This is a genomic window from Pseudomonas akapageensis (assembly GCF_011355085.1).
Classification (GTDB): domain Bacteria; phylum Pseudomonadota; class Gammaproteobacteria; order Pseudomonadales; family Pseudomonadaceae; genus Aquipseudomonas; species Aquipseudomonas akapageensis.
This window is the reverse complement of record NZ_VXCP01000005.1, coordinates 43,570-68,842: the sequence shown is the minus strand read 5'-3', so window position 1 is coordinate 68,842 and position 25,273 is coordinate 43,570. Positions and strand designations below refer to the sequence as shown.

General features: G+C 54.4%; 21 protein-coding genes and 2 pseudogenes. 13 read left to right on the top strand and 10 right to left on the bottom strand.

From position 1 onward, the window contains the following. Positions 1-54 precede the first annotated feature (54 nt). Positions 55-1,167, bottom strand: a complete 1,113-nt coding sequence (locus F2S13_RS05290; RefSeq protein ID WP_166359422.1) for an S-(hydroxymethyl)glutathione dehydrogenase/class III alcohol dehydrogenase — start codon at positions 1,165-1,167, stop codon at positions 55-57. A gap of 236 nt (positions 1,168-1,403) precedes the next feature. Then, a complete protein-coding gene (locus F2S13_RS05285) occupies positions 1,404-1,838 on the bottom strand; it encodes a CBS domain-containing protein (protein WP_166359421.1) in 435 nt (144 codons plus the stop codon). A gap of 586 nt (positions 1,839-2,424) precedes the next feature. On the opposite strand from F2S13_RS05285, the gene F2S13_RS05280 reads away from it, so the two are divergent. From F2S13_RS05280 to F2S13_RS29780, 6 genes and pseudogenes are all read left to right on the top strand, one after another. Continuing rightward, positions 2,425-3,216: an outer membrane protein OmpK gene (locus F2S13_RS05280; RefSeq protein WP_166359420.1), complete on the top strand. Its 792-nt coding sequence runs from the start codon at positions 2,425-2,427 to the stop codon at positions 3,214-3,216. A gap of 372 nt (positions 3,217-3,588) precedes the next feature. Continuing rightward, a complete protein-coding gene (locus F2S13_RS05275) occupies positions 3,589-4,638 on the top strand; it encodes an aromatic ring-hydroxylating oxygenase subunit alpha (RefSeq protein WP_166359419.1) in 1,050 nt (349 codons plus the stop codon). A gap of 171 nt (positions 4,639-4,809) precedes the next feature. Continuing rightward, on the top strand, positions 4,810-5,772 hold the full coding sequence (locus F2S13_RS05270) for a PDR/VanB family oxidoreductase (protein WP_166359418.1): 963 nt from the start codon (positions 4,810-4,812) through the stop codon (positions 5,770-5,772). 41 nt (positions 5,773-5,813) lie between these two features. Further along, positions 5,814-6,896, top strand: a complete 1,083-nt coding sequence (locus F2S13_RS05265; protein ID WP_166359417.1) for an AraC family transcriptional regulator — start codon at positions 5,814-5,816, stop codon at positions 6,894-6,896. A gap of 186 nt (positions 6,897-7,082) precedes the next feature. After that, positions 7,083-7,865: pseudogene (locus F2S13_RS29785) on the top strand (MCP four helix bundle domain-containing protein); the annotation flags it as partial. Continuing rightward, on the top strand, positions 7,860-8,723 hold the full coding sequence (locus F2S13_RS29780) for a methyl-accepting chemotaxis protein (RefSeq protein ID WP_425500215.1): 864 nt from the start codon (positions 7,860-7,862) through the stop codon (positions 8,721-8,723). The pseudogene F2S13_RS29785 and the gene F2S13_RS29780, both read left to right, overlap by 6 nt. Before the next feature lie 206 nt (positions 8,724-8,929). Here F2S13_RS29780 and antC read toward each other — a convergent pair whose 3' ends face one another. Genes antC through antA form a run of 3 tightly spaced genes read right to left on the bottom strand, consistent with a single transcriptional unit; the run spans position 8,930 to position 11,881 of the window. Beyond that, positions 8,930-9,961, bottom strand: coding sequence for an anthranilate 1,2-dioxygenase electron transfer component AntC (gene antC, locus F2S13_RS05255; RefSeq protein WP_166359415.1), 1,032 nt, complete (start codon positions 9,959-9,961; stop codon positions 8,930-8,932). Positions 9,962-9,980: 19 nt separating this feature from the next. Continuing rightward, on the bottom strand, positions 9,981-10,472 hold the full coding sequence (antB, locus tag F2S13_RS05250; RefSeq protein WP_166359414.1) for an anthranilate 1,2-dioxygenase small subunit: 492 nt from the start codon (positions 10,470-10,472) through the stop codon (positions 9,981-9,983). Positions 10,473-10,474: 2 nt separating this feature from the next. Continuing rightward, entirely contained in the window at positions 10,475-11,881 is a 1,407-nt protein-coding gene (antA, locus tag F2S13_RS05245) for an anthranilate 1,2-dioxygenase large subunit (RefSeq protein WP_166359470.1), read from the bottom strand. Between the two features lie 320 nt (positions 11,882-12,201). Here antA and F2S13_RS05240 point away from each other — a divergent pair, with 320 nt between their 5' ends. The 4 genes and pseudogenes from F2S13_RS05240 to F2S13_RS05225 form a co-directional block, all read left to right on the top strand. After that, positions 12,202-12,705, top strand: coding sequence for an NAD(P)H-dependent oxidoreductase (locus F2S13_RS05240; protein WP_166359413.1), 504 nt, complete (start codon positions 12,202-12,204; stop codon positions 12,703-12,705). Beyond that, entirely contained in the window at positions 12,705-13,256 is a 552-nt protein-coding gene (locus F2S13_RS05235; RefSeq protein ID WP_166359412.1) for a flavin reductase family protein, read from the top strand. Before F2S13_RS05240 ends, F2S13_RS05235 begins: the two co-directional genes overlap by 1 nt. Before the next feature lie 319 nt (positions 13,257-13,575). After that, positions 13,576-13,983 (top strand): RidA family protein, encoded by a 408-nt coding sequence (locus F2S13_RS05230; protein WP_166359411.1) that lies wholly within the window; start codon positions 13,576-13,578, stop codon positions 13,981-13,983. Positions 13,984-14,042: 59 nt separating this feature from the next. Then, a pseudogene (locus tag F2S13_RS05225) lies at positions 14,043-14,993 on the top strand (LLM class flavin-dependent oxidoreductase); the annotation flags it as partial. A gap of 8 nt (positions 14,994-15,001) precedes the next feature. On the opposite strand, the gene cas5 reads toward F2S13_RS05225, so the two are convergent. Then, complete coding sequence (cas5, locus tag F2S13_RS29775) at positions 15,002-15,211, bottom strand: CRISPR-associated protein Cas5 (protein WP_425500214.1); 210 nt, start codon at positions 15,209-15,211, stop codon at positions 15,002-15,004. Positions 15,212-15,364: 153 nt separating this feature from the next. Between cas5 and F2S13_RS05220 the strand changes: the two genes are divergently transcribed. The 3 genes from F2S13_RS05220 (at position 15,365) to ribBA (ending at position 18,730) form a co-directional block, all read left to right on the top strand. Next, positions 15,365-16,252: an alpha/beta hydrolase gene (locus F2S13_RS05220; protein WP_166359409.1), complete on the top strand. Its 888-nt coding sequence runs from the start codon at positions 15,365-15,367 to the stop codon at positions 16,250-16,252. An 88-nt stretch (positions 16,253-16,340) separates the two neighbouring features. Then, positions 16,341-17,558 carry an MFS transporter gene (locus tag F2S13_RS05215; protein WP_166359408.1) on the top strand — a complete coding sequence of 406 codons (1,218 nt, stop codon included), beginning with the start codon at positions 16,341-16,343 and terminating at the stop codon, positions 17,556-17,558. An 83-nt stretch (positions 17,559-17,641) separates the two neighbouring features. Continuing rightward, positions 17,642-18,730: a bifunctional 3,4-dihydroxy-2-butanone-4-phosphate synthase/GTP cyclohydrolase II gene (gene ribBA / locus F2S13_RS05210; RefSeq protein WP_166359407.1), complete on the top strand. Its 1,089-nt coding sequence runs from the start codon at positions 17,642-17,644 to the stop codon at positions 18,728-18,730. A 226-nt stretch (positions 18,731-18,956) separates the two neighbouring features. Here ribBA and F2S13_RS05205 read toward each other — a convergent pair whose 3' ends face one another. The 4 genes from F2S13_RS05205 to F2S13_RS05190 form a co-directional block, all read right to left on the bottom strand. After that, a complete protein-coding gene (locus tag F2S13_RS05205; RefSeq protein WP_166359406.1) occupies positions 18,957-22,406 on the bottom strand; it encodes an adenylate/guanylate cyclase domain-containing protein in 3,450 nt (1,149 codons plus the stop codon). Positions 22,407-22,605: 199 nt separating this feature from the next. Further along, positions 22,606-23,745, bottom strand: coding sequence for a cell division protein ZapE (gene zapE / locus F2S13_RS05200; RefSeq protein WP_425500213.1), 1,140 nt, complete (start codon positions 23,743-23,745; stop codon positions 22,606-22,608). A gap of 103 nt (positions 23,746-23,848) precedes the next feature. Further along, complete coding sequence (locus tag F2S13_RS05195; RefSeq protein ID WP_166359405.1) at positions 23,849-24,607, bottom strand: anti-sigma factor family protein; 759 nt, start codon at positions 24,605-24,607, stop codon at positions 23,849-23,851. Then, entirely contained in the window at positions 24,604-25,110 is a 507-nt protein-coding gene (locus F2S13_RS05190; protein ID WP_166359404.1) for a sigma-70 family RNA polymerase sigma factor, read from the bottom strand. The genes F2S13_RS05195 and F2S13_RS05190 overlap by 4 nt, the downstream gene beginning before the upstream one ends. Positions 25,111-25,273: the final 163 nt, after the last annotated feature.

The window sequence follows — 25,273 nt, the reverse complement described above, 5'->3', positions numbered from 1 at the left end:
TGCTCTCCTGGTTTGGGTTGTTTTCAACGGTACATCGCGGAAAAATAGTTGCTATTAGAAGTGAATAACAGTTCTGATGCTTTCACCTGAGCGCATCAATTCAAATGCCTTGTTGATATCATCCAGTGGCATCGTATGCGTGATGAATGTGTCCAGAGGTATTTCACCGGACTCGGCTTTTGCAACATAGCTTGGTAACTCGGTGCGCCCCTTTACCCCGCCAAAAGCGCTACCGCGCCATACTCGGCCAGTGACGAGCTGGAAAGGCCGGGTGCTGATCTCTTTGCCAGCAGCTGCAACTCCAATGATAATGGATTCACCCCAGCCTTTATGACAGCACTCCAATGCAGCACGCATGAGTTCAACATTGCCGATGCATTCAAAGGAGTAGTCCACGCCACCGTGAGTCATGTCTACGATGACATCTTGTATGGGGCGATCGTAGTCTTTGGGGTTGATAAAATCGGTTGCACCAAGGTCTTTTGCAATCTGAAATTTATCAGGGTTAATGTCGATAGCGATGATCCGCTGTGCCTGCGCCATCTTCGCACCGATAACCGCAGATAAGCCAATGCCACCCAGACCAAAGATCGCCACCGTGGCGCCCGCTTCAACGTTTGCAGAATTCAATACAGCGCCTATGCCGGTTGTGATGCCACAACCCAGCAGACAGACTTTTTCCAATGGAGCTGACTTTGGAATTTTTGCCAGAGAGATTTCTGGTAAAACGGTGTACTCGGAAAAAGTTGACGTCCCCATATAGTGGTAAATAGGGTTTCCCTTGTACGAGAAGCGAGATGAACCATCTGGCATGAGCCCTTTACCTTGGGTGGTTCGGATAGCCTGGCAGAGGTTTGTTTTTCCGGAAGTGCAGAATTTACAAACTCTACACTCTGCCGTGTACAGGGGGATTACATGATCACCAATTTCGACAGAGGTCACGCCTGCACCAATAGCCTCTACGATGCCGGCGCCCTCGTGCCCCAGGATCGAGGGGAAAATACCCTCTGGATCCGCCCCCGACAGTGTATAAGCATCCGTGTGGCAAACCCCACTGGCAACGATTCTGACCAGCACTTCACCCGCTCTCGGCAAGGCCACGTCTACTTCAACGATTTCCAGTGGCTGGTTTGGAGCAAATGCAACGGCAGCACGAGATTTGATCATGTTTGAATCCTGACTCAACGGATTGAACTTTTAGGAGGCAAATTGTTTACACCTGCCACCTGAACTCGAACTCAATTGTCGTAATAGCGGCAGAGGTGACAAGGTCGCTTATCGTTATGCCAGCGTCTATCCGAATCTGCTCGACAGTCTATCCATGACTTAGAAATCAGGGCGAAGCCTTGTGCGAGTTCAGGTGGGGTGTGGGATAAACATTTGCTTGTTCTTCCATCGATAGTTTATTCCCCTCTTATGTAGCATTCGAGTTGGTGGATCAGCGCGGCCTGCTCGGCAATGGTTTCCTTGATCAGGTCGCCGATAGATAAAAGGCCTACGAGTTGTCCGTTGTGCATCACCGGCAGATGCCGTAGGCGGTGTTCGGTCATCAGCGCCATACAATCCCTGATGGTCTGCACAGGCAATATAATGACCACTGCCTCCGTCATGATGGCGCAGACTGACGTAGCGAAGGAAGAGCGACCCTTTAATACAATCTTTCGCGCGTAATCGCGTTCGCTGACGATGCCCACCAATTCGTTATTGCGCAAAACCGGCAACGCGCCGACATTTTTTTCACTCATTAAACTCACTGCCTCCAGTACGGTCGTCTCTGGAGATACGGTGTGTACATGCTTATCTGGCTTTTGCGCCAACAGCTGGGCGACTGTTTTCATCACAGCGGTCCTCCGTTGGCTTGAGTTCGACCAGGCTGGCCCATGGCACCATCCTTGTGTAAGGCGGTCGGCAGGTACAAGGTATTGTGGAATTTGTCAGGCCGTGGGGAGAAGGGGCTGTGGCTCATGAGGAAATCCTCTTTATGGTTTTTGTCCCTTTCAGATTGAAGGGATTGTGCAGAGGCACCTCAATCCACATCTGGCGCTTTAGCTATCCATTTCCATCCTTTGTTGGCTGCCCCACGACACGATTTTCCCGGGAGAAAAATTGGATAGTTCAGGCCAGGCTTTTGGATAGCCTGGATCGGACCCGCTCGCGAGAATAGTCACGGAACACCGCGGAAGACCTCCCTTTGGCTCAGGTCGACTTGGCTTTTTTAATCCGTGCCCGCGGCTTTCACTCAACTTGTTTTTTGTCCGACCTGACTCACGACTACGAAACACCTTTTGTTTTTGGAGAATAGGAGATTGTAAAGAAAAGATAGTTTAAAAATTAATATGGTGGTTTTTGGCTCTCCCTGCCGTTGTTAAATCTTGTCACGTGGCGATTGCGTCGCGCTTATAATTACTCGAATAGGATAAGTAAATGGGAACATTATTAGCCAAGGGCGCGGTGCTAGCCGCGGCATTGTGGGTAGGTTCCGCTGCCGCTGACGGCCCGTTGCTCTGGCATGGGGAGAGCTTGACTTATGCCTATGGCAAGAACTTCAAGGTTGATCCGTCAATTCAGCAAACCGTAACGTTTGAGCATGCCAGCAACTGGACGTGGGGTGATATCTACACCTTTATTGATACCTATTGGTATAACGGTGCAAGTGAACCAGGTGACGGGCATAGCGCTAACTATGGGGAGTTCAGTACGAGGTTTTCTTTTGGTAAAATTTCAAATCAGAAAATTTCATTTGGGCCTGTCTCGGATGTATTGTTGGCTACCACGGTTGAGTGGGATAAAAATGATGTCAAAGGCTACGATGATCAGGTCAATTATCTGATAGGCCCTGGTTTTGATCTAAAGCTGCCGGGTTTCGATTATTTCCTGCTCAATACTTACTACCGTAAACCTGATGGTGGTAATGAGCCTTCTGGGCGGTACCAAATCACTCCGGTTTGGTCGTATACCATACCGATTGGCAAATCAGATGTTGTTATCGATGGTTACGCGGATTGGGTGGTCAATAATAAAGGCAACTATCATTCCTACGTGCACTTCAATCCTCAAGTCAAGTATGACTTGGGAAGGTTGCTGGGGTATGAGCGGCGACATTTATTTGTGGGTATTGAGTATGAATACTGGAGTGATAAATACGGTATCAAGAGTACTTCGGCTTTTGATACGAACCAAAGCGCTACCAGTGCAATTGTTCGATATGATTTTTGAGTGAGTGCTGTAATTTTTACAATTTTAGCGTCATTTGTCACTGGTCTGATTTGTCACGACGCACCGGAAGGGCGTTGAAATGGATTGTAACGGGATTGAGTCGGCTCAATCTGAATAACAACAATAAGAACTTACGGGTGTTCCCATGTCCACTCATCAATACAGCCTCGCCACTCGCTCGGTGCCTGGCCTGCATGCTTCAATTTTCTCCCACCTCCCGTGTACTGCGGGGCGATCAAATCACACCCTTGATTGCGTCTGTTCGGCGAAAAACACAGCCTTGCCTTCCTGGCAGCTTGATTACTCTATTTTCGATGGCCTGTAATTCTTCGTCAGCCCGCTGCTGATAGTTAAGAAAGGAGGAATAGTTCTATGTCACTCATAGCAAAAACCGAGGCAGCCAACGTTGAGCTGCCCCGAAATTGTACTTTCAGTGAGTCGGACTGGCAGATTTTGTCTTCGTATTGGCACCCCGTTGCTGAATCTGCAGAGATTACCGATTCGCCCGTGAGAGTTTATTTGCTGGATATGCCTATGGTTCTGTTTCGGACAGAAGAGGGCGTCAGTGCGGCCAGGGACGTTTGCATGCATCGAGGTGGACAACTCAGCCTCGGTGAGGTTCGCGATGGCAAACTGGTCTGTGGCTTTCACGGTTTTGAATACAACGGGGAGGGCACTTGTGTGGGGATTCCTGCCTTGGCAAAAGGCTCCCCGATTCCTAAAAAACTTCGTCTTCGCACCTACAAATGCGAGGAGCGCTACGGGTTAATCTGGGTGTGCATGGCAGATGAAGCAAAGACTGATCTACCTAATTGGCCATCACTCGAAGATGGTTCGGGTAACGTCATTAGTAGTCCTTCTTACGTTATCAATGCCTCAGCCGGTCGACGTGTGGAGAATTTTAATGATATTGCGCACGTGCCGTTTCTTCACAAGAACTCCTTTGGCGGGCCTGCAACCGATATCGCTCCCTATGATGTTGTTGTCACGGAACAAACACTCTCGTTCAAGACTGATATTGTAGAGCAAACTCGGTACGTCGGCGGTGGCTCTGAAGGGCCTGCGTACCAAGATGCGGTCTATGAGTACGAACTTACACTTCCTTTTGCCTCGAGTGTAAAAGTATTCAACCCTGGAACGGGTCATATTTATCGGGTGTACGATATCGTCAGTCCGATTTCTTCCGGCAAGTCCAAGGTGTTTCAGGTAGTTCTCGATGAAAGTAGGCAGATGTCTGCGGAGGCTGTCCGCGCCTTCAATAAACAGGTCAATAGCGAGGATTCACCTCAGGTTGAAGCCCAGTGCCCACATGACCTCCCACTTGATTTGAGAGACGAAGTCCATATTCCGGCAGATCGTATGTCTGTTGAATACCGTCGGGCTTTGGCGAGGCTCGGGTTGGGGGCCGCAGCGTATCGATGACGGCTTCAGAAAACCTACGCGCAGCGAGGCGGTGATTCGAATCGCCTATTTGCATGGTCTCTGCGAGGCGCCCTTGCTTCGTCCCCGAGCCTGGAGGAAGTAAGCCTGGCGAGGCCTACCCACTGTCAGGCCATTTGGTCGCCAAGGCAGATCGCAAAAGGGGAATTCATTATGAATGATGTTAGAGAGCTCATAGTCAGCAAAGTTAGGGACGAAGCAGAAGCGATTCGCTCGTTCGAGTTGGTTAGCCCGGACGGCGACTTGCTTCCATGCTTCTCTGCCGGGGCTCACATCGATGTTCACACCCCGGAAGGAGCGACGCGACAGTACTCGTTACTCAATGATGATCGTGAGCGCCATCGCTATGTAATCGCCGTGTTGCGAGAGGAGGAAGGACGAGGTGGTTCACGATGGATGCATGATGTCGTCGAAGCTGGCATGCGTCTGAGGATCGGTGCGCCAAGAAACGCCTTCCCGCTGGAGGCATGCTCGGCCCCGATCATTCTGATCGCAGGGGGTATTGGAATTACACCGCTACTGGCGATGGCCAGGAGTCTTGAAGCGAAGGGCATACCTTATGTCCTCCATTTCGTTACGCGATCAACGGCGAGGACGCCTTTTTTAACTGAACTCTCCCAGGCCCCCTTTGCCGAAAGAGTGGTTCTGTATCGCGGGGATTGCCCTGATGAGCCGCGGTTTGATGCAGAGAAGCTGATGGGTAGTTTGAGCCCTGGAAGCCATATCTATTTGTGTGGATCGGTAGGGTTCATGGATGCGGTTTGCGTTGCTGCACAAGCGCGTCCGGATACTGTCTTGCACAAAGAGTATTTTGCTGCACCTGCGATACAGCCCACCGGTGATGAAGAGGCCTTCACTCTGCAGCTTGCTCGTTCAGGGGGCGAGCTGATTGTGCCTTCGGATAAAAGCATCGTGGAGGTTATCGGCGAGCACGGTGTTGAATGTCCACTCAACTGTGAACAGGGAATCTGCGGTACCTGCCTTACGACCGTCATCAGCGGCGAAATCGATCATCGGGACTTTTACCTGTCTGCCGCAGACAGAGCGCGTGGCGACCAGATGTTAATCTGCGTCTCTCGCGCCAAACATGGCTCGGTGCTAGTACTGGATCTGTGAAAAAAAAGAGCCTACTGTGCCAGTATCCTGCTGGCGCAGCAGTGGCCGATCTGATTGAAACTCGTCAACTCGCCCTTGGCGAGCTGAGGCCGGCCGGCGAGCCTGGCGGCGGAGAGGAGGAGCTGAAAGTGACGTATGTAGACTTCTTCAATAAAAAACAAACCGTCAAAGTCATCGACGATAATCCTGATTCTGTCTTGCAGTTCATGCGTAGCTTTTGTGGCGATCACGATATGGATGTTCGTGAAAAGCGAAATTTGCGTTTTGAATACTCCGGTCATGCCAAGGCCACCAAGGAAATGACCTTGGGCTATTTGGAATATGGCGCACCCGTTTCCGTACATTTGGGCACTGGTATGGAACATTTCAGTGTCAGCCTGCCACTACGCGGTAGCCAAACGGTTCGAACGGCAGGTGCAAGTACATTATCCGAGCCCAGCACAGGGCTGGTACTCTCACCCGGGCGCGAACTGATTATAGATCTCGATCGCGAGTGCTCCTCGGTTTTCGTCACGATCAACCGCGAGTTGATGTACCGCGAACTCCAGCGTCTGGTTTGTCGGCCGATTGAACGACCTTTGGTATTCAGCATGGAGATGCCTATCGGGAGTCCCCAGGCGAGCTCCTGGTGGCGCGCGACCAGATACTATCTTAGCGAAATGTCCAGTGAAGGCAGCATTGTTGGTTTTCCGGGTGTTGGTGCGGACTGGGAATTGAGTTTGATCCGTACTCTTCTGATGACCCAGGAAAATAACTACTCTGATGAAATAGCCAAAAAAGTTTCAATAACGCTTCCAGAGCGCATCGCCAGGCCCAAGCGTTATATTGAAGAACACTTTTTCGATAAAATATGCCTTGATGCTGTGCGGCGAATGTCTGGTGTGACACCGGCAAAATTTTGTGCGGAATTCAAGGACTTTGTAGGCACCACACCGATCGACTATTTGAAAAAAATCAGGTTGGACAAGGCGCGGCAGGAACTGCTCAAAACCTACCCCAGGAGAACGATCGCCTCTATAGCACTAGACGTGGGCTTTAACCACATCGGCAGATTCTCTCTTGAGTATAAGAAGATTTTCGGTGAAAGCCCGAAGGACACAGTGGCCAGAGTGCATCACGGATAGACTGGACTCGTTCACGACTCACAGGGCGGCTTTATGACCGCCGTGTCAATATGCCTGGCGTTTCAGGCGGCCCATTAAATGATACTTCCAAGTCCGTATGCTTAATGCGTTTAGTATTAAGCGTGCGGGCTTTTCGTTGTTGAAATACCCTTCCTTAACTTTCTCTGTGTCGGAGTGGATAAGCTGATGGCCTGGTTTGACAACTTAAAGATGGCGCATAAACTCGCTATCGCTTTTGGTGTGTGTGCATTAATAACGTCGGCTGTTGGTTTTGTCGGCAAGCAAGGGCTGACTAATCTAAACCAGACCGTGGAAAGTCTCCTGGAGCAAAACCTGAAGCCCTTGGTTCTGGTCAATGATGCCAAGAGTGCGTTGATCGCTCATGACCGAGACCTTTATTGGTTGATGACGCTTGCGTACCGTGGCGCAGCGCAAAGTGAGCTGGATCGGGCGCTGGAGATTATGCGACGAGATATTTCCAGCTCGGAAGACTCCTTCTCCAAATACCGGCGTACTCAGTTGCACAATGATGAACGCATTGCCAGTGATGCCTTTGAAGAACATAAACGTATTTATTTGGAAGGGGTTGATGCCGCTAAACGGCACATTGCCGCCAAGAATCTGCTGGCTGCGTATGCAGTGTTGGAAAGCCAGGCTTTCCCGGCCTACTTGAAAGTGATGGCGGATATGAACGTCATGGTTGATTCCAAGCAGCGTCAAGGCATTGAAGCCTATACAGCCGCCAGGGTCACTCATTCTCAAGCTGACTTCACGTTGGGGATTGGTGTGGCGTTAGCGGTGTTCGCTGCGTTGATGCTGGCCATTATCATTACACGACTGATTACGCGGCCGATTGAACAGGCGGTAGCCAGCGCGGAACGTATTGCCGAGGGTGATCTTACTCAGCCCAGCTCAAGCGAGCGCCGGGATGAAGCGGGGCAATTGCTACAAGCCCTGGAGGCGATGCGACAGAACCTGAAAGTTACGGTCGAGGAGATGGCCAGCGCTTCAAGCCAACTCGCGCTGGCTGCGCAAGAGCTGAACAAAGCCACTGAGGAGAGTTCGCAAGGCGTGACCCGTCAGCATGACGAGGTTCAGCAGGCAGCAATTGCTGTCAATCAAATGGCAGCAGCGGCCGAAGAGGTTGCCCGCAATGCCGTCTCGACATCCGAGGCTTCCATGAGTGCCAGCCAGGATGTCGAGAACGGCAGAGTGCAGGTCAAGCAAGCCGTTGATGCCATAAATACAATGACCCATGAGATCACGGAGTCGACTGCAAAGGTACAAACGCTGGAAAATCAAATCCACGATATCGGCGAGGTATTGGATGTGATCCGCGGCGTGGCAGAGCAGACCAACTTGTTGGCTCTCAATGCTGCAATCGAGGCAGCACGGGCCGGTGAACAAGGTCGTGGCTTTGCAGTGGTGGCGGATGAAGTCCGTGCGCTGGCTCACCGTACCCAAGGATCGACTGGCGAGATTGAGCGAATGATGAATTCGGTTCGGACAGGCGCTCAGGAGGCAGTCAGGGCGATGACCATGAGTCAGGCGCTGACAGACGAGACCCACCAATTGGCAAGTCGTGCCGGACAAGCCCTGGATCGAATCGCTGAAGGGGTAGGGCGCATAAACGAGCGAAATATTGTCATTGCGAGCGCCTCGGAGGAGCAGGCTCAAGTTGCGCGAGAGGTGGATCGTAATTTGGTCAACATTCAGGATTTGTCCATTCACACGGCTGCAGGCGCACAGCAGACTGCGGCATCGAGTCAGGAACTTTCACGTCTGGCAAAGTCCCTCGGCAGTTTGGTCGAACAATTCAGATACTGAATGGCAGGAGGTACTTGGCACAGCGATGTAAATGCCAGGAAAGACTCAGGTTGATCAAAACCTGAGTCTTGAAAAACGACGACAATGGATGGGGTGCCGAAAAAAATCCATCAGCTCGCCAAGGCGAACTGATGGATAAAGGAGCTTGGTGTTGTGAGTCAAGGATGTCGTGATGTCGACCCACGATAACGGGTGGGCCAATACGATCACCGCGAAGAATTGCTTTCTACAAACTTCTCGTAATAGAGATTTCCCCCCTGCACGTTCTCTTCGCTCAACCAACCCTTGATCGCTTCCACCATCGGTGGCGGCCCGCAGACGTACATGTCGAAGGCGCCGGCACTGAGGACATCTCGGTCGAAGTGCTCAGGAATCCAGCCACGTTTGCCTGACCAGGTAGCCGACGGCCGGCTCACCACAAGCTGCACGTCAAAATCAGTAATTTGCTCGCGGTAGCGTTGCAAACGCTCGACTTCGCATAGATCAGCCTCCTGGGTTACCCCATAAAACAGCGTGACCGGCTGGCCGCAATTGCCACGAATCGCAAGTTCATCGAGCATTCCCAGAAACGCCGATAACCCGGTTCCACCGGCTACCAGATACAGGGGCCGGTTGATCTGCCTCAGGTAAAAACTTCCTAGCGGAGCCTCGAATTCCAGTACTTGGCCCGGACGGCAGCGATCGCGCATAAAGTCGCTCATGACCCCTTGGGGTAGCAACCGTACGAGAAACTGCAGCTTATTGTCAGGGCTAGGGCGACTGGCAAATGAATAGGAGCGCCATTCATCCGTTCCGGGAACATGCAGCCGCGCATACTGCCCTGGAAGATAATCGAGCTGTTGAGGATGTTGCCCGGCGTCGACATGGAGTACGGCAGTAGTTTCCGAAACCAGTTCCACACCAGTGATCAAGCTCTGTACTCGGCGTGGGCCCTCGGCACTGCAGAGAGTTGAGTCAAAGTCGAAGTAAAACGTAGCATTGGACTGCACCCGGGTTTGACAGCTCAGTACCTTGCCCTGGGCCAGATCCGCAAGCGACAGTGCCTCTTCGTCGACATAGTCCTGGGTATATTGGCCGGATTCACAGCGACCCTGGCAGGTTGCGCAGACGCCCTCACGGCAGTCCAGCGGGATCTTGATGCCCGAACGTAACGCCGCATCGAGCAGGATTTCGTTGTCCTGGACGGAGCAGAACAATGTCTTGCCGTCCGCGAAACTGAAGGCGACCTTGTGCGTCATGATCAGTAATTCCGTTGATTCAAAGATGATAGAAATCGAGCACGGAATTGATCGTGTCGTTCAGCAACAGCACATGTTTACGCGCAATCTTCCAGCCTTCCCCGTCAGGGCGTAAGCGGTAGGTAGCCAGACCGAAAAATTGCTCGGCGACCTGCAAGCGGTAGTACAGGGTGTGCCAGTTGACCTTGACGTCCAGGTCGCCATTTGCAAATTCGGCAATCCGTACGTTGCTGATCTGGTGCAGCGTGCGTGGCATCGGAATGGTCGACGCCGCTTTGCCGGTACGAATCCGAAATACCCGATCCTCCAGCCCGCCACGGTTGGAGTAGTAAATCAGCGACATGCTGTTCTTTGGATCGGTGGTGTAGACGTGCTCTGAATCCCACTGTGGCAAGTGGAACTCGCTGTCTTCGCTGAACATGTCCAGGTAGGCATCCCAGTCTTGTGCGTCACACAGCTCGGCATTGCGGTAGAGGAATTGCTCGATACGGTGTTGCAGTAGGGCGTTCATAATCACACCTCTTTGAGCTGCAGGGATTGTTGTTCTTGCGCCTTGCGCGCCAAACCCTCCAACAGGAAGCGCTGCCAATTACCGTGCTGGTTCACATACAAGCCCTCATGGGTGAATTCGGTGCCGGTCAAGGCCGGGGCGATACCAATCGTGTCGCTGTTGCGTGTTGCACCCTTGACCCATTTGTCACAGCCACGGGAAATGTCGCTCCAGCGTTCCAGGCGTGCCTGGAAACCACGCTGGGCTTCACGAAATTCCACCAGATCGTCCGGGGTGCCGAGACCTGATACGTTGAAGAAGTCTTCGAATTGACGAATGCGGTTCTCGCGATCGGAGTTGGATTCGCCCTTGACTCCCAGGCAGAAGCTATGGATTTCGGTCTTGTTCCAGGCAAGCGGGCGGATGATCCGCAACTGTGAGCTGATCTGGTCGAGAAAGAACATGCTTGGATAGATGTTCAGGTTACGCAGGCGGTGCATCATCCACTCGGCTTTACCTTGGCCATACTCTTCGACCAGGCGCGGCATGATCGCAGCGTATCCGGGACGGACGGCGGGGTTAGGCATGTCGCTGAACAGCACGCTGTGACCGTTGTGAAAGGCGAACCAGCCGTCGTCGGTTTCCTTATCGCCTGCGCCCAGTTTGCTGTAGTCCAGAGTGCCGCTACCAGTCAGGCCTTTCTCTGCGTTGACCTGTTGGCGATGTTGTACCGTCGCCACGTAGTTGTAGTGCACGGTGCTGACGTGGTAGCCGTCCAGGCCATTTTCATTCTGCAGTTTCCAATTGCCGTCGTAGGTGTAGTTCGACTTGCCTGGTAGCACTTCCAACTCTCCAGTAGACGACTGCGCAACCATCATGTCGAAGAACACTTTGGCGTCCCCGAGGTAGTCTTCAAGGCTGTCGCTGCCGTGTACATCGAGGCTGACAAAGACAAAGCCCTTGTAGCTTTCGATGCGAGCCTTCTTCAGGCCACGCGTGGCCTTGTCAAAGTCTTCCGGGTACTCGCCGGGTGCCTTGACCTTCACCAAACGGCCGTCGCTCTTGTAGCACCACGCATGGAAAGGGCAGGTAAAGGTTGACTGGTTGCCTTTGCCGACCCGCGTCAGGGTGGTGCCACGGTGTTGACACGCATTGATCAGCGCATTGAGCTGGCCTTGGCCGTCACGAGTGATGATCAGCGGCTGACGTCCGGCACGCATTGTCATGAAATCGTGGTTATTGGCAATCTCGCTTTCGTGGCATGCGTAGATCCAGTTCTTTTCGAAGATGAGTTCCATCTCGAGGTCGAACAGTTCAGGTTCTGTAAACATATCTCGGGCGATACGGTAGATGCCCTCGACAGGGCGGAAATCCAGGCAATTCTCGATAAATTGCTGCCATTGCTTCACGCTTCGTGTAGTGCTCATCAGGGGCTCCTTTTAGAGTCATTGGCTTGACTCGATTGAAGCGCCGTCAGAGCGACCCATCTATCCGTTTTACCGGCACAAGCTATCCGTTGGCGCCTGCTTCACGGGCACTGCGATATAGCGTTGTGCGCGCTGGATAACCTTGGTGGCCTAACTGGATAGCTCCTGTGGCCTGTCGGTTCAAACTACCCACAAGGGATGAAGTCCCGCATATCACGGGGTACAGAGAACCTTTGCGGGTTCCGGCAGGGACGAACGCGTTAGCAGTCCTTGTCAGATCAGGCCTGCTTATGGACGCATGTCATATTCACAGGAGAGACAACATGTCTACAGTCATCATCGTTGGCAACCCTAAGCCAAAATCGAGAACCGCACATGCCGCGGAGTTGCTGGCCACTGCGATAACCGGAAGTACTTCACATGAAGTTATCGATGTTGTTGATTTGGGGGCTGCCTTGCTCGGTTGGGAAGAACCAGCGGTACAGAAGGCCATCCAGGTCGCGGCAAATGCGGATTTGCTGATAGTTGCCAGCCCGACTTTTAAAGCCACCTACACCGGTTTGCTCAAACTGTTTATGGATCAGTTTGCAACCGGCGATGGATTGCGCGGAACTGTGGCTGTGCCGCTAATGCTTGGTGCAGGCCCCGCGCACGCGATGGCTCCTGACCTGCTGCTCAAGCCTTTGCTTGTAGAGCTGGGCGCGACTTGCCCGGCGGCGGGTATTTACCTTTCGGATAAGACCTACGAAGACGGAGTGCAGATCGGTAAGTATGTAGACGTTTGGGGAGCACTCCTCAATCACGCAATGGCGGGGAGGGCAAGCTAATGTCTCGTATTCCTGAAGTCAATTTAGTACCGGATCCACCCTTTCAGTCGCTCAAAGGTTTGGAAGAAGAAACCAAACTTCTGAGAAACGCATTCGGTTGCTTCCCAACGGGTGTCGTCGCCGTCAGCGCGGTAGCAAATGATGAGCCCGTTTGTCTGATTGCCAGCAGTTTCGTGGCGGTCTCCATCGATCCTGCGCTGGTCGCTTTTTGTGTCCAGTGGAATTCGCATACCTGGGATATCCTCAAAGAGTTACCCCGGTTAGGCATTAGCGTTCTTGGATACCAGCACAATGAATCTGTTCGTCGACTCGCTTCCCGAGCAGAGGACAAATTTGAAAAGTTAAACTTGTCGATCAGTCCTGAGGGCGCGGTATTTATCGACGGGGCTACTGCGTGGCTTGATTGCACTCTCGAAAATGTATTGCCGGCAGGCGATCACGGAATCGTACTGTTGCGCATTAACGCCTTAACGACCCGTCCATTGGAAGAGCCCCTGGTTTTTCACGGAAGCGCATTTCGTAACTTGGAATCAAAGCCTGCTTCCAGCTGACCGGGCAGCAACAGGAAAAGATGGGGACTATTGTCCCCATTTTTTGTTTAAGCCTTTGTTGCTGTGGTTTCGTCCACCCTTTGCTCAGGGTTGGTTAATTTCCCCTGGAAAAACCGGTTTCGTGCCGCTCATGTGAGGCTGAATTTTTACGGATGGACAGAACGAGAGGCTAAAACGGATAGGCGAGTGTAAGTCGATGCGTTCAAATGAGTTATGCCCAATCGACTCGGTAACAAGGAGTTAAGTCTTGCCTGAAGGGTTTTTAACTCTTGAGGATGCTCCGAAGGATGGGCTAATCATTCGATCGTAGGAGAACAAAATGTCCGAGCATCACATTAAATCCGTGGCTTGGGAATGGGACTGGGAAAAGGACATGCCTCCAGCGCCTGCCATTCGTGCAGGGAACACGATCTACCTCTCGGGGCAGATCGCGCTTAACCCAAAAGGAGACATTGTTGGAGAAGGCGACTTGGAAGCGCAAGCGACGCAGTGCTTCGAAAATATAAAGGCAATTCTGAAACGTGAAGGCGCCGCGATGTCGGACATTGTGAGACTCACCACTTATTTTGCATGCCCCCTCACTTCAGAAGTAACAAAGGAATACTGGGGAGTGCGCAAGAAGTATTTCGGCGAGTACCGGCCAGCAAGTACTGGAGTTGAAGTCAATGCACTGATCTTCCCCTCCATCCTGATTGAAATTGAAGCAGAAGCCGTCGTGCGTTCCTGAGACGGCTGACTGACCCAGTATTTACATTGTAAGTAGCTAACTTTCATTGAGGTGCTCAAGTGAACGATTCAAAATTGATTGAAGTTGGTGTCTTTCTGCCTGTAACAAACAATGGTTGGGTAGCGTCAACTAACGGGCCCAAGCTCCCAGGCACCTACGAGTATGTAAAGCAGGTGACTCTCCTTGCCGAGAAAATGGGGTTCGACTTTGCGCTCAGTCAGGCGAAATGGCGAGGCTACGGCGGCGCAACTAACCATTGGAACACTTCTCTTGAATCGCTGAGCACCATGGCGGGGTTGGCTGAAGCAACGTCCTCGATTGGTGTCTGGGGCACCGTTCACATGATGATTTTTCCGCCAGCAATCGTAGCCAAGATGATCGCTACGATGGATCAGATTTCCAACGGCCGTATAGGTCTGAACCTCGTATCCGGTTCCAACCCGTTTGATCTCGGCCAGATGGGCCTTTGGCGCGATCTGGATCACGCATCCCGCTACGCACTTGCGGAAGAATGGATCAAGGTCGTTCAGCAACTCTGGACGCAGGATCGCGTCAGCCATAAGGGTGACTTTTTCGAGTTGGATGATTGCATGTCCAACCCGAAGCCCAAAAAGATGCCTCCGATCATATGTGCTGGAGCATCAGACCGAGGCTTCCAATTTACAATCGACAACTGCAACGGCAGCTTTTTCCCTTGCAGCGACGACGAAAAATCTCTGGCCCGAGGCAAACGCGTTAAAGAGCTGGCGGCCAGGGCGGGGAAACCTGACTTCAAGTCTTATGGATTGTTTACCTTGATTCCAGGCGCCACCGATGCAGAAGCCAAGGATCGTCTGGATTTCTTCGATGCGGGTGTGGATCGTGAGGCGCTGGCTCGCCAGGCAATGGAATATTCGACGGACAGGAGCGCCAAGGAAAACTTCGCCGCTCAGTATTTCATCAATCAGAATGAGCATGTGAGTTCGGTTCTCGGCGGTGCCTTGACAGGTTCTGTCGAGACACTTGCACGCCGAGTCGCTCATACCATCACTGAAGGGCAATTGGACGGCATCACGATTATCGTCCCCGATTTTGTGGACGATTTGAAAATTGTCGGTGAGCAAATTATCCCGATGATGGCCGACTTTGGCGTTAACACCAAGGTATCTGCACTCGCGTCGAAATAAGCTCGCTTTTTGAACTGATAAGAAGTTGCTCGGCAGGTGGATTTTGCCGGGTGACTTCTCAGGCTGGAGTGTCATGGAAGCAAGGCTGTACGGATGCTGGGTGGCTTTCACATTGGATTTCAGGACGCCATTTCAGCGAGTTCTGAAGAAAATGTTCTGAGCGGCAAAACTGATTAAAGTTGCGCTGATCTTCAATAAGATAAAGAAACCACATTATGTCCAAAGTCGAACACGACCTCTATTTTGAAAGCGTTGAACAACGTAACGTTCAATACAATGCCCGTGGTTCCGTTTCAGATTTCGACGCTTGCGTGCGCGAATACGCGGAGCTTTCTTGCGCTGCCAAGGCAGCCTGTGTGGGTATCTACGATCTGAAGTACGGGTTGGCAGCTGCTGAACGGCTCGACTTGTTCCCGGTCTCGACCGTCAATCAGCCTGCGCCGCTTTTTATATTTATTCACGGAGGATACTGGCGCTCGCAGACCAAAGAAGATGCTGCCCTTATGGCAAAAGTGTTCACCGATGCCGGGATAGCGGTGGCGACAGTGGAGTACACGTTGTTGCCACACGCGACGCTCGCAGAAGTCGTCAGGGAAATACGCAGCGCTGTAGCTTGGCTGTATCGAAACGTTGTGAAGTTTGGTGTGAATCCCTCGCAATTCTATGTGGGTGGTAGCTCGGCCGGCGGGCATTTGGTGGGGATGTTGCTCGCCTCGCAATGGCAAGAGGAATTCGATGTTCCGCCCAACCTGATCAAGGGGGCTGTCGCCTTGAGTGGGCTGTTTGATATTGAACCGCTGTGTGATATAGGGCCCAACGAATGGCTTCGCCTGGAACCCTACCAAGCAAAAGCACTCAGTCCTATCCACCTTATTCCAGAAAGTGCGCCACCCTTGATTTTATCGGTCGGGGGGCTCGAGACCGATGGTTTTAAAAGACAAACCCAGGCTTACGAAGCGGCGTGGAAGGACAAGGGACACGCGGTGTTGACCGTCGCTGCCCCTGAGCGAAACCACTTTAATTTGCTATCGGAACTGTCGCGGCCGGAACAGCCGCTGACTCAAGCAATCATTAAATTAATCCAGGAAACATCGCGCGACTGAGCTGCACTGTTACTAAATTTTGTATGTCTACCCGAACAAAGAACTCGTTTCAATTTAATTATTTCGCCTAAGAGCGAAAGGAGTGGTCATGAATAACAGATGGGTGGCTTTGGCTGTAATAGCAGTCTCATTCCTTCAGTGTACGCTGAACTGGTTCAGCATTGTTCCAACCTTTGGCGCACTGATGATAGAGATGAATCTTGGATATCCTCAACTGGCATTGCTAGTGGGTATATTTGTCGCAGGTTACGGTATTGCACATATCCCTGCAGGAATGATTTCAGAAGCACTCGGATTGCGCACCGCAATGTTGTTGGGCATTGCGGTTCTAACTCTGGGGACGCTCATGTCTGCCAAAGCGCCCAATTATGATCTATTACTCGCTGCCCGATTTGTCAGTGGAGTTGGCGCTTCAATTTATGTCGGTAGCGCGCTTGGCCTCACTGCAGCCTGGTTCAGGGGACGCGAGCTAGGTACAGCGAATGGCATCGTCGACGGCATCGCATTTACCTTGGGTGCCTGCCTCGGGCTGTACGTCTGGATTGATGTCGTTAATCACCATGGCTGGCGCGACGCGCTGCTCTTGGCGGGGCTTGTTGCCGCTGTCACATTTGTGGTCATGCTGTTTTTCTTTCCAACCCCCAGAACGATCGCTGGGAATGGCGTCGACAGAAAGTCGCTCAATATCGAGTCGCTCAAGCGAATCTTTGGGAATCGAAATCTGTGGGTATTGGGTGTTAGCTTTATAGGCGGATACGGTAGCTATTTTACGGCGGCTCAATTACTGCCTCAATACGCCACAGAGCAGTTACATTTGGAGGCGCACGAAGCAGGTCTGCTGGGAGCAATCCTTTTAGTAAGTGGGGCCATAGGTGGCCCGTTGGGAGGATGGCTTGCCGACAGGGTATTCGGTGTAATTCCGACTTTCGTCGTGGCCTGCCTCGTCGAATCAATTGCACTGTTACTGGTGCCCCAACTTGGGCTCGCAGGCTTGCAGGTTGTAGCTGCTGTAATCGGGGCTTCAACAATTATGGCGTTTGCTGCTTGGATCTCGGCCCCAGGATTCTATCAAAACGATCTTGAAGTTTCGGACATTCCAACAGCCTGCGGTTTGATGCTCACACTCTCGGCTATTGGTGGATTCATCGTGCCTGTTATATACGGGTGGTTCATAAGTAATGTCGGAAATAATGCCGCCTGGATTGCTTTGGCTGCAGCTTCTTTCTTGACCACATTGCTTTGTTTTTTTGCAGTGTCTCCAAAAAGTGAGGATTCTGTGCAAAGAACCTTGCTCGTGGATCAATAATAAACTGGCAGATAACCGTCCGGCTTTCAGCCGGACGGCTCGGTAGCCGGAAGTCATCCACTAGGTCTTAAGGACGATCTCACATGCCGCTGAGTAGCATCGAAGATATTATCCGAGACATTCGCGCCAGAAAAATGGTCATTCTTATTGACGATGAGGATCGTGAGAACGAAGGCGACTTGATCATTGCTGCTGAATGCATTACTGCGGCTCACATTAATTTTATGGCTAAGCATGCACGCGGATTGATTTGCATGCCGATGTCTAAAACGCTTTGCGATCAACTATGTCTGCCCCTGATGGTGACCGGTAATGCCTCCGGTTTCGGTACCAGGTTCACAGTATCCATAGAAGCAAAGGAAGGAATTAGTACTGGTATTTCCGCTGCGGATCGAGCACATACGGTACAAGTCGCGGTATCCAGGAATGCCAAATCAAGCGATTTAGTGAGCCCCGGTCACATGTTTCCGCTGATGGCGCAGCCTGGCGGCGTGCTTGCGCGCGCAGGGCATACGGAGGCGGCCTGCGATCTGGCACGTATAGCTGGCTTTGCCGAATGTGGTGTCATCTGCGAGATCATGAACGAGGATGGAAGCATGGCGCGTCGTCCCGAGCTTGAAGCATTTGCCGAAATGCACGGGCTGAAAATTGGCACGATTGCTGATCTCATTCACTATCGCCTGCTCCATGAGCACACCGTTCGGCGCATCGATGAACAGACATTGGAAACCGAACAGGGGCCGTTTCGAATGTTTACTTATCGAGACGAGATCGAAAGCGACGTGCACCTGGCCCTGGTTCGGGGAGATCTGGCCAGCCACGAAGTGCCCCTCGTGCGAGTACACAACATGGATCCCTTGCGTGATCTCTTGCACGTTCAGCAGCCCGGTAGATGGAGTTTGCGCGCCGCCATGGCCCGGGTGGCCGACGAAGGAACTGGCGTGGTGCTCTTGCTGGGAAATTCCCTTGAAGGCGAAGACCTGGTGGCACATCTACGACAACCGACAAAGGCATCCAAAGTACTAAATACCTACAGTACCGTTGGCGCTGGTTCACAAATTTTACGTGATCTTGGAGTGCGTAAAATGAGGCTGCTCAGTTCACATGTAAAGTTCAATTCGCTCTCAGGCTTCGAGCTGGAAGTCATGGATTATATTTCACCCGATATCTGAGACTCGAGAGTAGGGCGCACTTTCTGATAGCGATTTCAAAGCAGAACTATTCGCAGTCATAGACGCAGTAGCTGCTATAGACATCCAGTACCTTCGCCAGTGCTGTGTGTACATGCCGGATAACCCATCACGGTATGTTCTCTTGTGAAGAAAAACTTCCCTCAATGGGGTTGGGTGACAAAGTGATCCTTTGTCGCCCTTTTTTTTGGGGGGGCTTCAGCACCGTTCACTCTTCGCTTGATGCCCATGCATCGAGCAACGCCTTGGCTTGCAGTAAATCAACGCTGTCGAAGCCTTCGGTGAAGAAGCTATAGATATCGGCCAGCATTTCTCTGGCCGCCTCCTTGTCTTGTGTCTCCCATAGCTGAGCAAGGTTCACTGTGGCGCGTAGCTCGAGTGACTTTGCCCCTTGTTGCCGAGCGATCGAGATCGCCTTGTGAAAGCATGCTTGCGCTTTCTGCCGCACGGAAGCGTCCTGTCGTTCTTCTCCTGGACATTGCAGGGTAAGAGCGCCCTTGAGGCGGTACAGCTCTGCTTCGTAAAAGTGCTCGCCTGTTCTGTTCACCATAGCCAAAGCGTCGGTCACGGCCTCCAATCCTGCCTGCGGTTGCCCGGCGCGCCCGTGCGCTGCGGCCAGCAGGGCCAGAAAATAAGAACATCCAAGCTCCGCTCCAGCGGCTTGGTAAGTGGCGATACTGTTGGTGATCTGAGCGATTCCCTCGTCAATGTTTCCCTGCTCGGCGCGAGCCCAACCTTGAAGAATATTCCCCCATGTCAAATAAAACGGAAACCCTCGTTCGAGTGAAAGCTTGATGGCGGCATCTGCACACTCTTCGGCGAGTTTTACGTCGTGCCGAAATTGCCCCAGTATCGACGTAGCGGACAGGGTGAAGGCCAAGCTGAACGGGTGGGACACCTTGGCCAGAGCGAGGGTATCCCGGCTACGCGTGCTTGCCTGATCAGGGAATCCCAAGTACCAAAGACTCCAGGCCGAAAATGACAGGACGTAGTCCGGATCCATGCCGTACGTAATGGCATGAGTGCGATGTCGGTCCGGGTTGTAGAGAACACGTGCCCGCTCCTGATGTTCAAAGGCTTTGCGCAGATCACCCTGGCAAAATAATGTCGCCCCGAGTGCGGCATGGGCATCCACGAGCAAGTCCGGATCCTGCGCAGTTTGCGCAACACTGAGCAGTCGTTCACCCAGTTCGCGTGCAGTTGAGTATTCTGCACGCAACGAGTAGTAAGTCCGCAGTCCCAGCAGCGCAGGGAAAAGCACCGAGTCGTCCCCGACTTGCGCACACAGCGCCAGTGCGCGGGTGTAAGTGGCCGCTACCTCGGGCGCACCATAGCCGCGCACGGCCATCAAGGCCGGCCCCAGGGCGAGTAGCAACGTCAGTTCCTGATGAGCACGGGCGGGCGTGTCGGGCAAATGCTTGAGCAATTCCAGCGCCGCACCGAGGTGACGCATTGCATCGGAAAGGGCGCAATGCTGGAGGGCCTGTTGCCCGGTACGGTGCAGGTATTCCACGGCCTTCGGGACATTACCGCTCAGCCTGTAGTGGTGCGCGAGTTCACTGCAGTATTCTGCGATGCGAGTGGGGAACAGTGTCTCGATGGCCTGCGCCGTGCGCTCGTGCAGCGCGCTACGCCGCTCCGTGAGTAGCGAGTGGCCCGCGACCTCCTGAGTCAGCGCATGCTTGAACGAATACTCCACCTCCGGAAATGCAGGCCGCTGGTAAATGAACTCCGCAGCCTCCAGTCGGGCGAGCAGATCGCACAAATCGTCTTTCCTCCGAGCGTCCTGCCCATCACAGATGCACTGGATCAGACTGAACGGAAACTCTTTGCCGATTACGGCGAGGGTCTGCAGCAATTCCTTTTCCGCAACGGGGAGCCGGTCGATACGGGCGGCGAGTACACCCTGCACGGTGGTGGGAATATGCAGCGCAGCCGGAGTTTGCTCGATCCGATATTGACCGGGGTCACCCAGCAGCAATTTCTCCTCGACCAGCGTTTGCACCACCTCTTCCATGAAGAACGGGTTGCCCTCCGTCTTATTCAGGATGAGCTGTTTGAGGGGGATGAGGGCAGGATCGTCCCCAAGCAGGGTCGCGAGCAGTGCCTGTGCGTCGGCGGCGCCCAGCGGTTCGAGCCGCAGTTGGCTGCAATGCCCTGCGCGCGTCCACGCAGGCTGATACTCGGGCCGATAGTTCACGAGAAGCAGGATCGGGGAGCTCGCCAGGTGGTCGATCAAGTACGCGAGGAACGCTTCGGTCTCGCCGTCCAGCCATTGCAAATCCTCGAACAGCAGCTCGATCGGTTGATTGCGGCTCTCGCGCACCAACAGTTGAGTGATCGCGTCGAAGGTGCGATCGCGCCGGATCTGTGGATCCATTGCCGCGAGCACTGAACTGCGTTCGCCGATACCCAGCAGATAGAGCAGGTAGGGCACGAGATCCTCGAAGCTTCGCTCGAGCGCAAGGGTCTTGCCCATGACCTTTTCCCGGCACCGGCGCTCGTCGTCCTGGGCGGTGATCTGAAAATAGTTGTTCAGAAGCTCGATGAGCGGGAAATAGGCGAAGGCCTTGCCGTGCGATACCGAGAACGTCTCCAGCACCAGACAGCCGTGCCGCGAGCGCTCCTTGAACTCAAGAAACAGCCGTGACTTCCCGACGCCGGCTTCACCTACCACCGCGACGACTTTACTGTGGCCCGCTTTGGACTGCTCGAGCGCCTGATACAGGTGGTCGAGCTCGACCTGGCGGCCGACAAACCTGGCCAGCCCGCGATGTGCCGACAGTTGCAGGCGTGTGCGCAGCGCGCCGAGACCCTGCACCTCGTACACAATAAGGGGCTCGGGAATGCCTTTGACCTGGGCGGCCCCCAGCGCCTTGAATTCGAAATAACCTTCCGCCAGCTTGTACGTAGGCTCGCTCACCAGGATCGATGAGGGTGCGGCGGTTCCCTCCATCCGGGAGGCAATGTGGATCGTGTTCCCGACCGGATCGTAATCGGTGTGCAAATTGTCCGTGCGGATCGAACGCACGACGACCTCTCCGGTATGGATGCCGACGCGGATTTGCAGCGCAATGCCTTTCTCCAGGCGAATACGGTCGCCATGGCGACGTATCGCCTGCTGCATGCGCAGAGCCGCATACAGCGCGCGCTGCGGATGATCCTCATGGGCGATGGGGGCTCCGAACAGCGCGAGTATGCCATCGCCCAGCGTCTTGGCCACATAACCTTCGTAGTGGTGGACGGCTTCCATCATCAGCGCGAGGATTGGCTCGATCAGGCGGTGGGCCTCTTCCGGATCGAGGTCGTGGATCAACGCCGTGGAACCGGCCATGTCGGCAAACAGTGCCGTGACGGTCTTACGTTCACCGGCGGTCTCGCCCCGGGCTTCCATGGCCGCCTGTTCGGCGCGGATGCGCTCGGCAAGGTGGTGGGGCGTGTAATGAATGGGCGCTGGAGAGGGCTCTGAAACAGGCTTGGGGCGTGCTGATGGCGCAGCAGGCGCATCGGTCAGCGGCGCGCCGCATTCACTGCAGAACTTGGCGGAACCGCCCGCCTCATGCCCGCAGCGCGGACAGCTGCGAGACAACCTGACGCCGCACGCTTCACAGAAGCTGGCCCCGGAGGGATTCTCGAGTCCGCAATTTGCACAGCGCATACGATCTCTTCCCTTTTGCACGCGTTCAAGACGACCACTCAAAAGACGGAAAAGCGTGACATCGATCTGGAGACAGACTGAAGTCATCGGGCCAGCAGGTTCAGACGGCCTTGTAGCCCTCCGTTTCAAAGATACGTTTGTATCGTTGTATCGAGAAGTAAAATTCGCTTATTGAGGAAGACCTGCGATGCTTGGCTGGTCACCGACATGCGTCGGAGCAAGGGCCAAGCGCGGTCAGCTGACCCAGGCGACTGCGGGTGCGCGCCAGGTCACTGGCCGCACCACCGAGGCTTTCGCGCAGTGGTCGTTCGCCGATCAGCAGCATGCGCTTGTCCTGGTCGTAGAGCACGTCGATCAGGTTGATGAAGCGTTGCTGGGCGGCGATCGAGCAGTCTTCCAGATTGGGCAACCTGTCGATGATCCAGGTGTCGAAGCGACGGCTCAATTCCAGGTAGTCCATTACCGCTGTGGGTTGTTCGCAGATGTCGCTGAACTGGAAGCCGATGGTGCGCTCATGGCACATCCGCGCCTGCAGTTCACGGGGCCCGACAGCCAGGGGCAAGGGCGGGCTGTCCAGGGGCGGCAATTGCAGTGCCTTGCGCTGCTCCGGCGTGCCCGGCCAGACGTAATGGCCCTGTGTAAACGCCTGCCCGGCACCTGAGTGCGGCTGGCTGCGGTAATCGTGGGGGCCACCGACCTCCATGACCTGCATGTGTGCATTGATCAGCTTGATCACGGGCAGGAAACGCTGGTGGTACAGCGGGTTGGGCAGCAGGCCTTCGGGTGGGTAGTTGGAGGTGACCAGCAAGAAGATGTTGCGCTCGAACAGGGCTTTGAACAGGCGGGCGATCAACATGGCATCGCCGATATCGTGCACGTGGAATTCGTCGAAGCAGAGCAGCCGGCAATCGTCGAGCAGCTCATCGAGGGTGGCTGCCAGTGGGTCCTGCTGGTCGCGCAGGCGAAACATGCCCCCATGCAACCGGGCGAAGAAATCATGAAAGTGCAGCCGGCGCTTCTCGGGCAGGGCAATCGCCTGGAAGAAACCCTCGAGCAGCCAGCTCTTGCCACGTCCCACCGCGCCGTAAAGGTACAGGCTGCGATGACCGGCGCGGCCCGTTGGCGAGGGCTGTTCAAGCGCCATGGCCTGTTGCGCCATGTGCTGGATGACCCGCTGTTGGCTGTGGCTCAGGGTATAGCCTTGCTGGCTGGCTTTTTGGCGGAAATGCTCGCTGATGTGCAGTCCCGGTTCACGGCCGGTCGGTGAGCGGCGCAGGACCTTGCCCAGCCTGTGCAGATGCGCCGTGAGCCGTGATCGCTTTGGCGGTAAAGCCCCCAATGAATGTGTCCTCGCATGACGTCGTGGCTTGAAGCTCACGTCGAGTGAGCGAGGACAATTTTAACCAGATAGTTAATCCCTCGACCACCTTTGTCCGGAACACTCAGATCGCAGGTCCAATGGCCTGCTTGAACGCGGATAGGGCAGGCCCATCGACCGGGCTGACCATCGCGTAGTTATAGCCGGTGCTGGACCAGTATTCGGCCTGCAGTTCGCCGTCGCGGCGGCTGCCGCGCGGCAGCAGGGTATTGTTCGGGCCAGGTGGCCTGATGTAGAAGCTGACCCGGCGACCGCTCGCGTCTTCATAGAGGACCATGGCCGCAGGTCCCTGGTCAGTGCTCAGCAGACGGCCACTGACCGGCTTGAAGCCGGCTGCCTGCAAGTCCGGAAGGCGATGGGCATGGTCGAAGTAGCGGTCCAGCCAGCTTTGCAGTTCGCTGCCTTGCTGCACCCGCAGGTCGGCCGGGAGGATCTGTTGCACGGCGAACATCCGGTAGGCCTGCAAGGCATCGGTCATGGGCAGGGTGTTGCGGCTCAGGGTCATTTCGCGGGCTTGCCAGCCACTCAGCGCGCCGATGCTGACGGCGAGCAACAACGCAGCAGCGCTGGCCAGGTAGCGCCACGATTGCTGGCGCATGCGCTGACGGATCAGCGTCGGGTCGAGTCCGGGATTGGCCGGTAATGACTCGGCACCGGCCAATGCCAGGCGCAGGCGCTGGGCATCCTGCTGCCAGGCCCGGACCTGCGCAGCAAGATCGGGATGGGCGGCCAGGTAGGTGTCGATCCGCTGGCGGTCGTCCGCTGCCAGGCGATGGTCGACGTAGGCCTGCAGGTCGTGTTCGGTGGGGGGCAGGGTGATCATTTCAGTCTCCGCAAGACAGGGCTGGCGATTTCGCCGTCGCTGAGCTGGCGCAGGGCCTGGCGTGCGCGGGACAGGCGTGACATCACGGTGCCAATGGGGATATCGAGCATTTCTGCGATCTCCTTGTAACCGAGGCCTTCGATCGAGACCCAATAGAGCAGGGCGCGTTGTTCCGGGTTCAATTGTTCGAAGGCTTGCAGTGTCGTCTGGGCAATCACGCTGCGCTCGACCGAAGGCTCGTTCTGCGCAGGGCCAGCGAAGAATTCCAGCATGCGGGCATAACGCCGGGCGCGGCGATGGGCGTCGACGAACTGTCGATAGAGAATCGAGAACAGCCAGGCGCGCAGATCGCCCTCGGGGCGCTTGCCGCGCCAGCGTGACAAGGCCCGCTCCAGGCAACTCTGGACCAGGTCGTCGGCGCTACTGGCGTCGCGGGTCAACGACAGCGCGAAGCGCCGCAGGCGCGGCAGCAATTGCCGGATTTCTTCATCGAGGGCATTCATTGCGTGTGATCGGGTCCTGGCGAGCTATCGTGCATTGGACACGGAAGACGATTGAACCCCGGGGTTTATTCCATAGGGAAAAAAATAAGTACAGCCCATTGGGAATAAAGAGAAGGGGGATACGTCCTATAGCACCTTCACCCTACGGCCACTGGCCGAGGAG

Coding starts and splice junctions, on each gene's coding strand:
- F2S13_RS05290 (WP_166359422.1), bottom strand. CDS start 1,167: ATGATCAAATCTCGTGCTGCCGTTGCATTTGCTCCAAACCAGCCACTG.
- F2S13_RS05285 (WP_166359421.1), bottom strand. CDS start 1,838: ATGAAAACAGTCGCCCAGCTGTTGGCGCAAAAGCCAGATAAGCATGTA.
- F2S13_RS05280 (WP_166359420.1), top strand. CDS start 2,425: ATGGGAACATTATTAGCCAAGGGCGCGGTGCTAGCCGCGGCATTGTGG.
- F2S13_RS05275 (WP_166359419.1), top strand. CDS start 3,589: ATGTCACTCATAGCAAAAACCGAGGCAGCCAACGTTGAGCTGCCCCGA.
- F2S13_RS05270 (WP_166359418.1), top strand. CDS start 4,810: ATGAATGATGTTAGAGAGCTCATAGTCAGCAAAGTTAGGGACGAAGCA.
- F2S13_RS29780 (WP_425500215.1), top strand. CDS start 7,860: ATGCGACAGAACCTGAAAGTTACGGTCGAGGAGATGGCCAGCGCTTCA.
- antC (WP_166359415.1), bottom strand. CDS start 9,961: ATGACGCACAAGGTCGCCTTCAGTTTCGCGGACGGCAAGACATTGTTC.
- antB (WP_166359414.1), bottom strand. CDS start 10,472: ATGAACGCCCTACTGCAACACCGTATCGAGCAATTCCTCTACCGCAAT.
- F2S13_RS05240 (WP_166359413.1), top strand. CDS start 12,202: ATGTCTACAGTCATCATCGTTGGCAACCCTAAGCCAAAATCGAGAACC.
- F2S13_RS05235 (WP_166359412.1), top strand. CDS start 12,705: ATGTCTCGTATTCCTGAAGTCAATTTAGTACCGGATCCACCCTTTCAG.
- F2S13_RS05230 (WP_166359411.1), top strand. CDS start 13,576: ATGTCCGAGCATCACATTAAATCCGTGGCTTGGGAATGGGACTGGGAA.
- F2S13_RS05220 (WP_166359409.1), top strand. CDS start 15,365: ATGTCCAAAGTCGAACACGACCTCTATTTTGAAAGCGTTGAACAACGT.
- F2S13_RS05215 (WP_166359408.1), top strand. CDS start 16,341: ATGAATAACAGATGGGTGGCTTTGGCTGTAATAGCAGTCTCATTCCTT.
- ribBA (WP_166359407.1), top strand. CDS start 17,642: ATGCCGCTGAGTAGCATCGAAGATATTATCCGAGACATTCGCGCCAGA.
- F2S13_RS05205 (WP_166359406.1), bottom strand. CDS start 22,406: ATGCGCTGTGCAAATTGCGGACTCGAGAATCCCTCCGGGGCCAGCTTC.
- F2S13_RS05195 (WP_166359405.1), bottom strand. CDS start 24,607: ATGATCACCCTGCCCCCCACCGAACACGACCTGCAGGCCTACGTCGAC.
- F2S13_RS05190 (WP_166359404.1), bottom strand. CDS start 25,110: ATGAATGCCCTCGATGAAGAAATCCGGCAATTGCTGCCGCGCCTGCGG.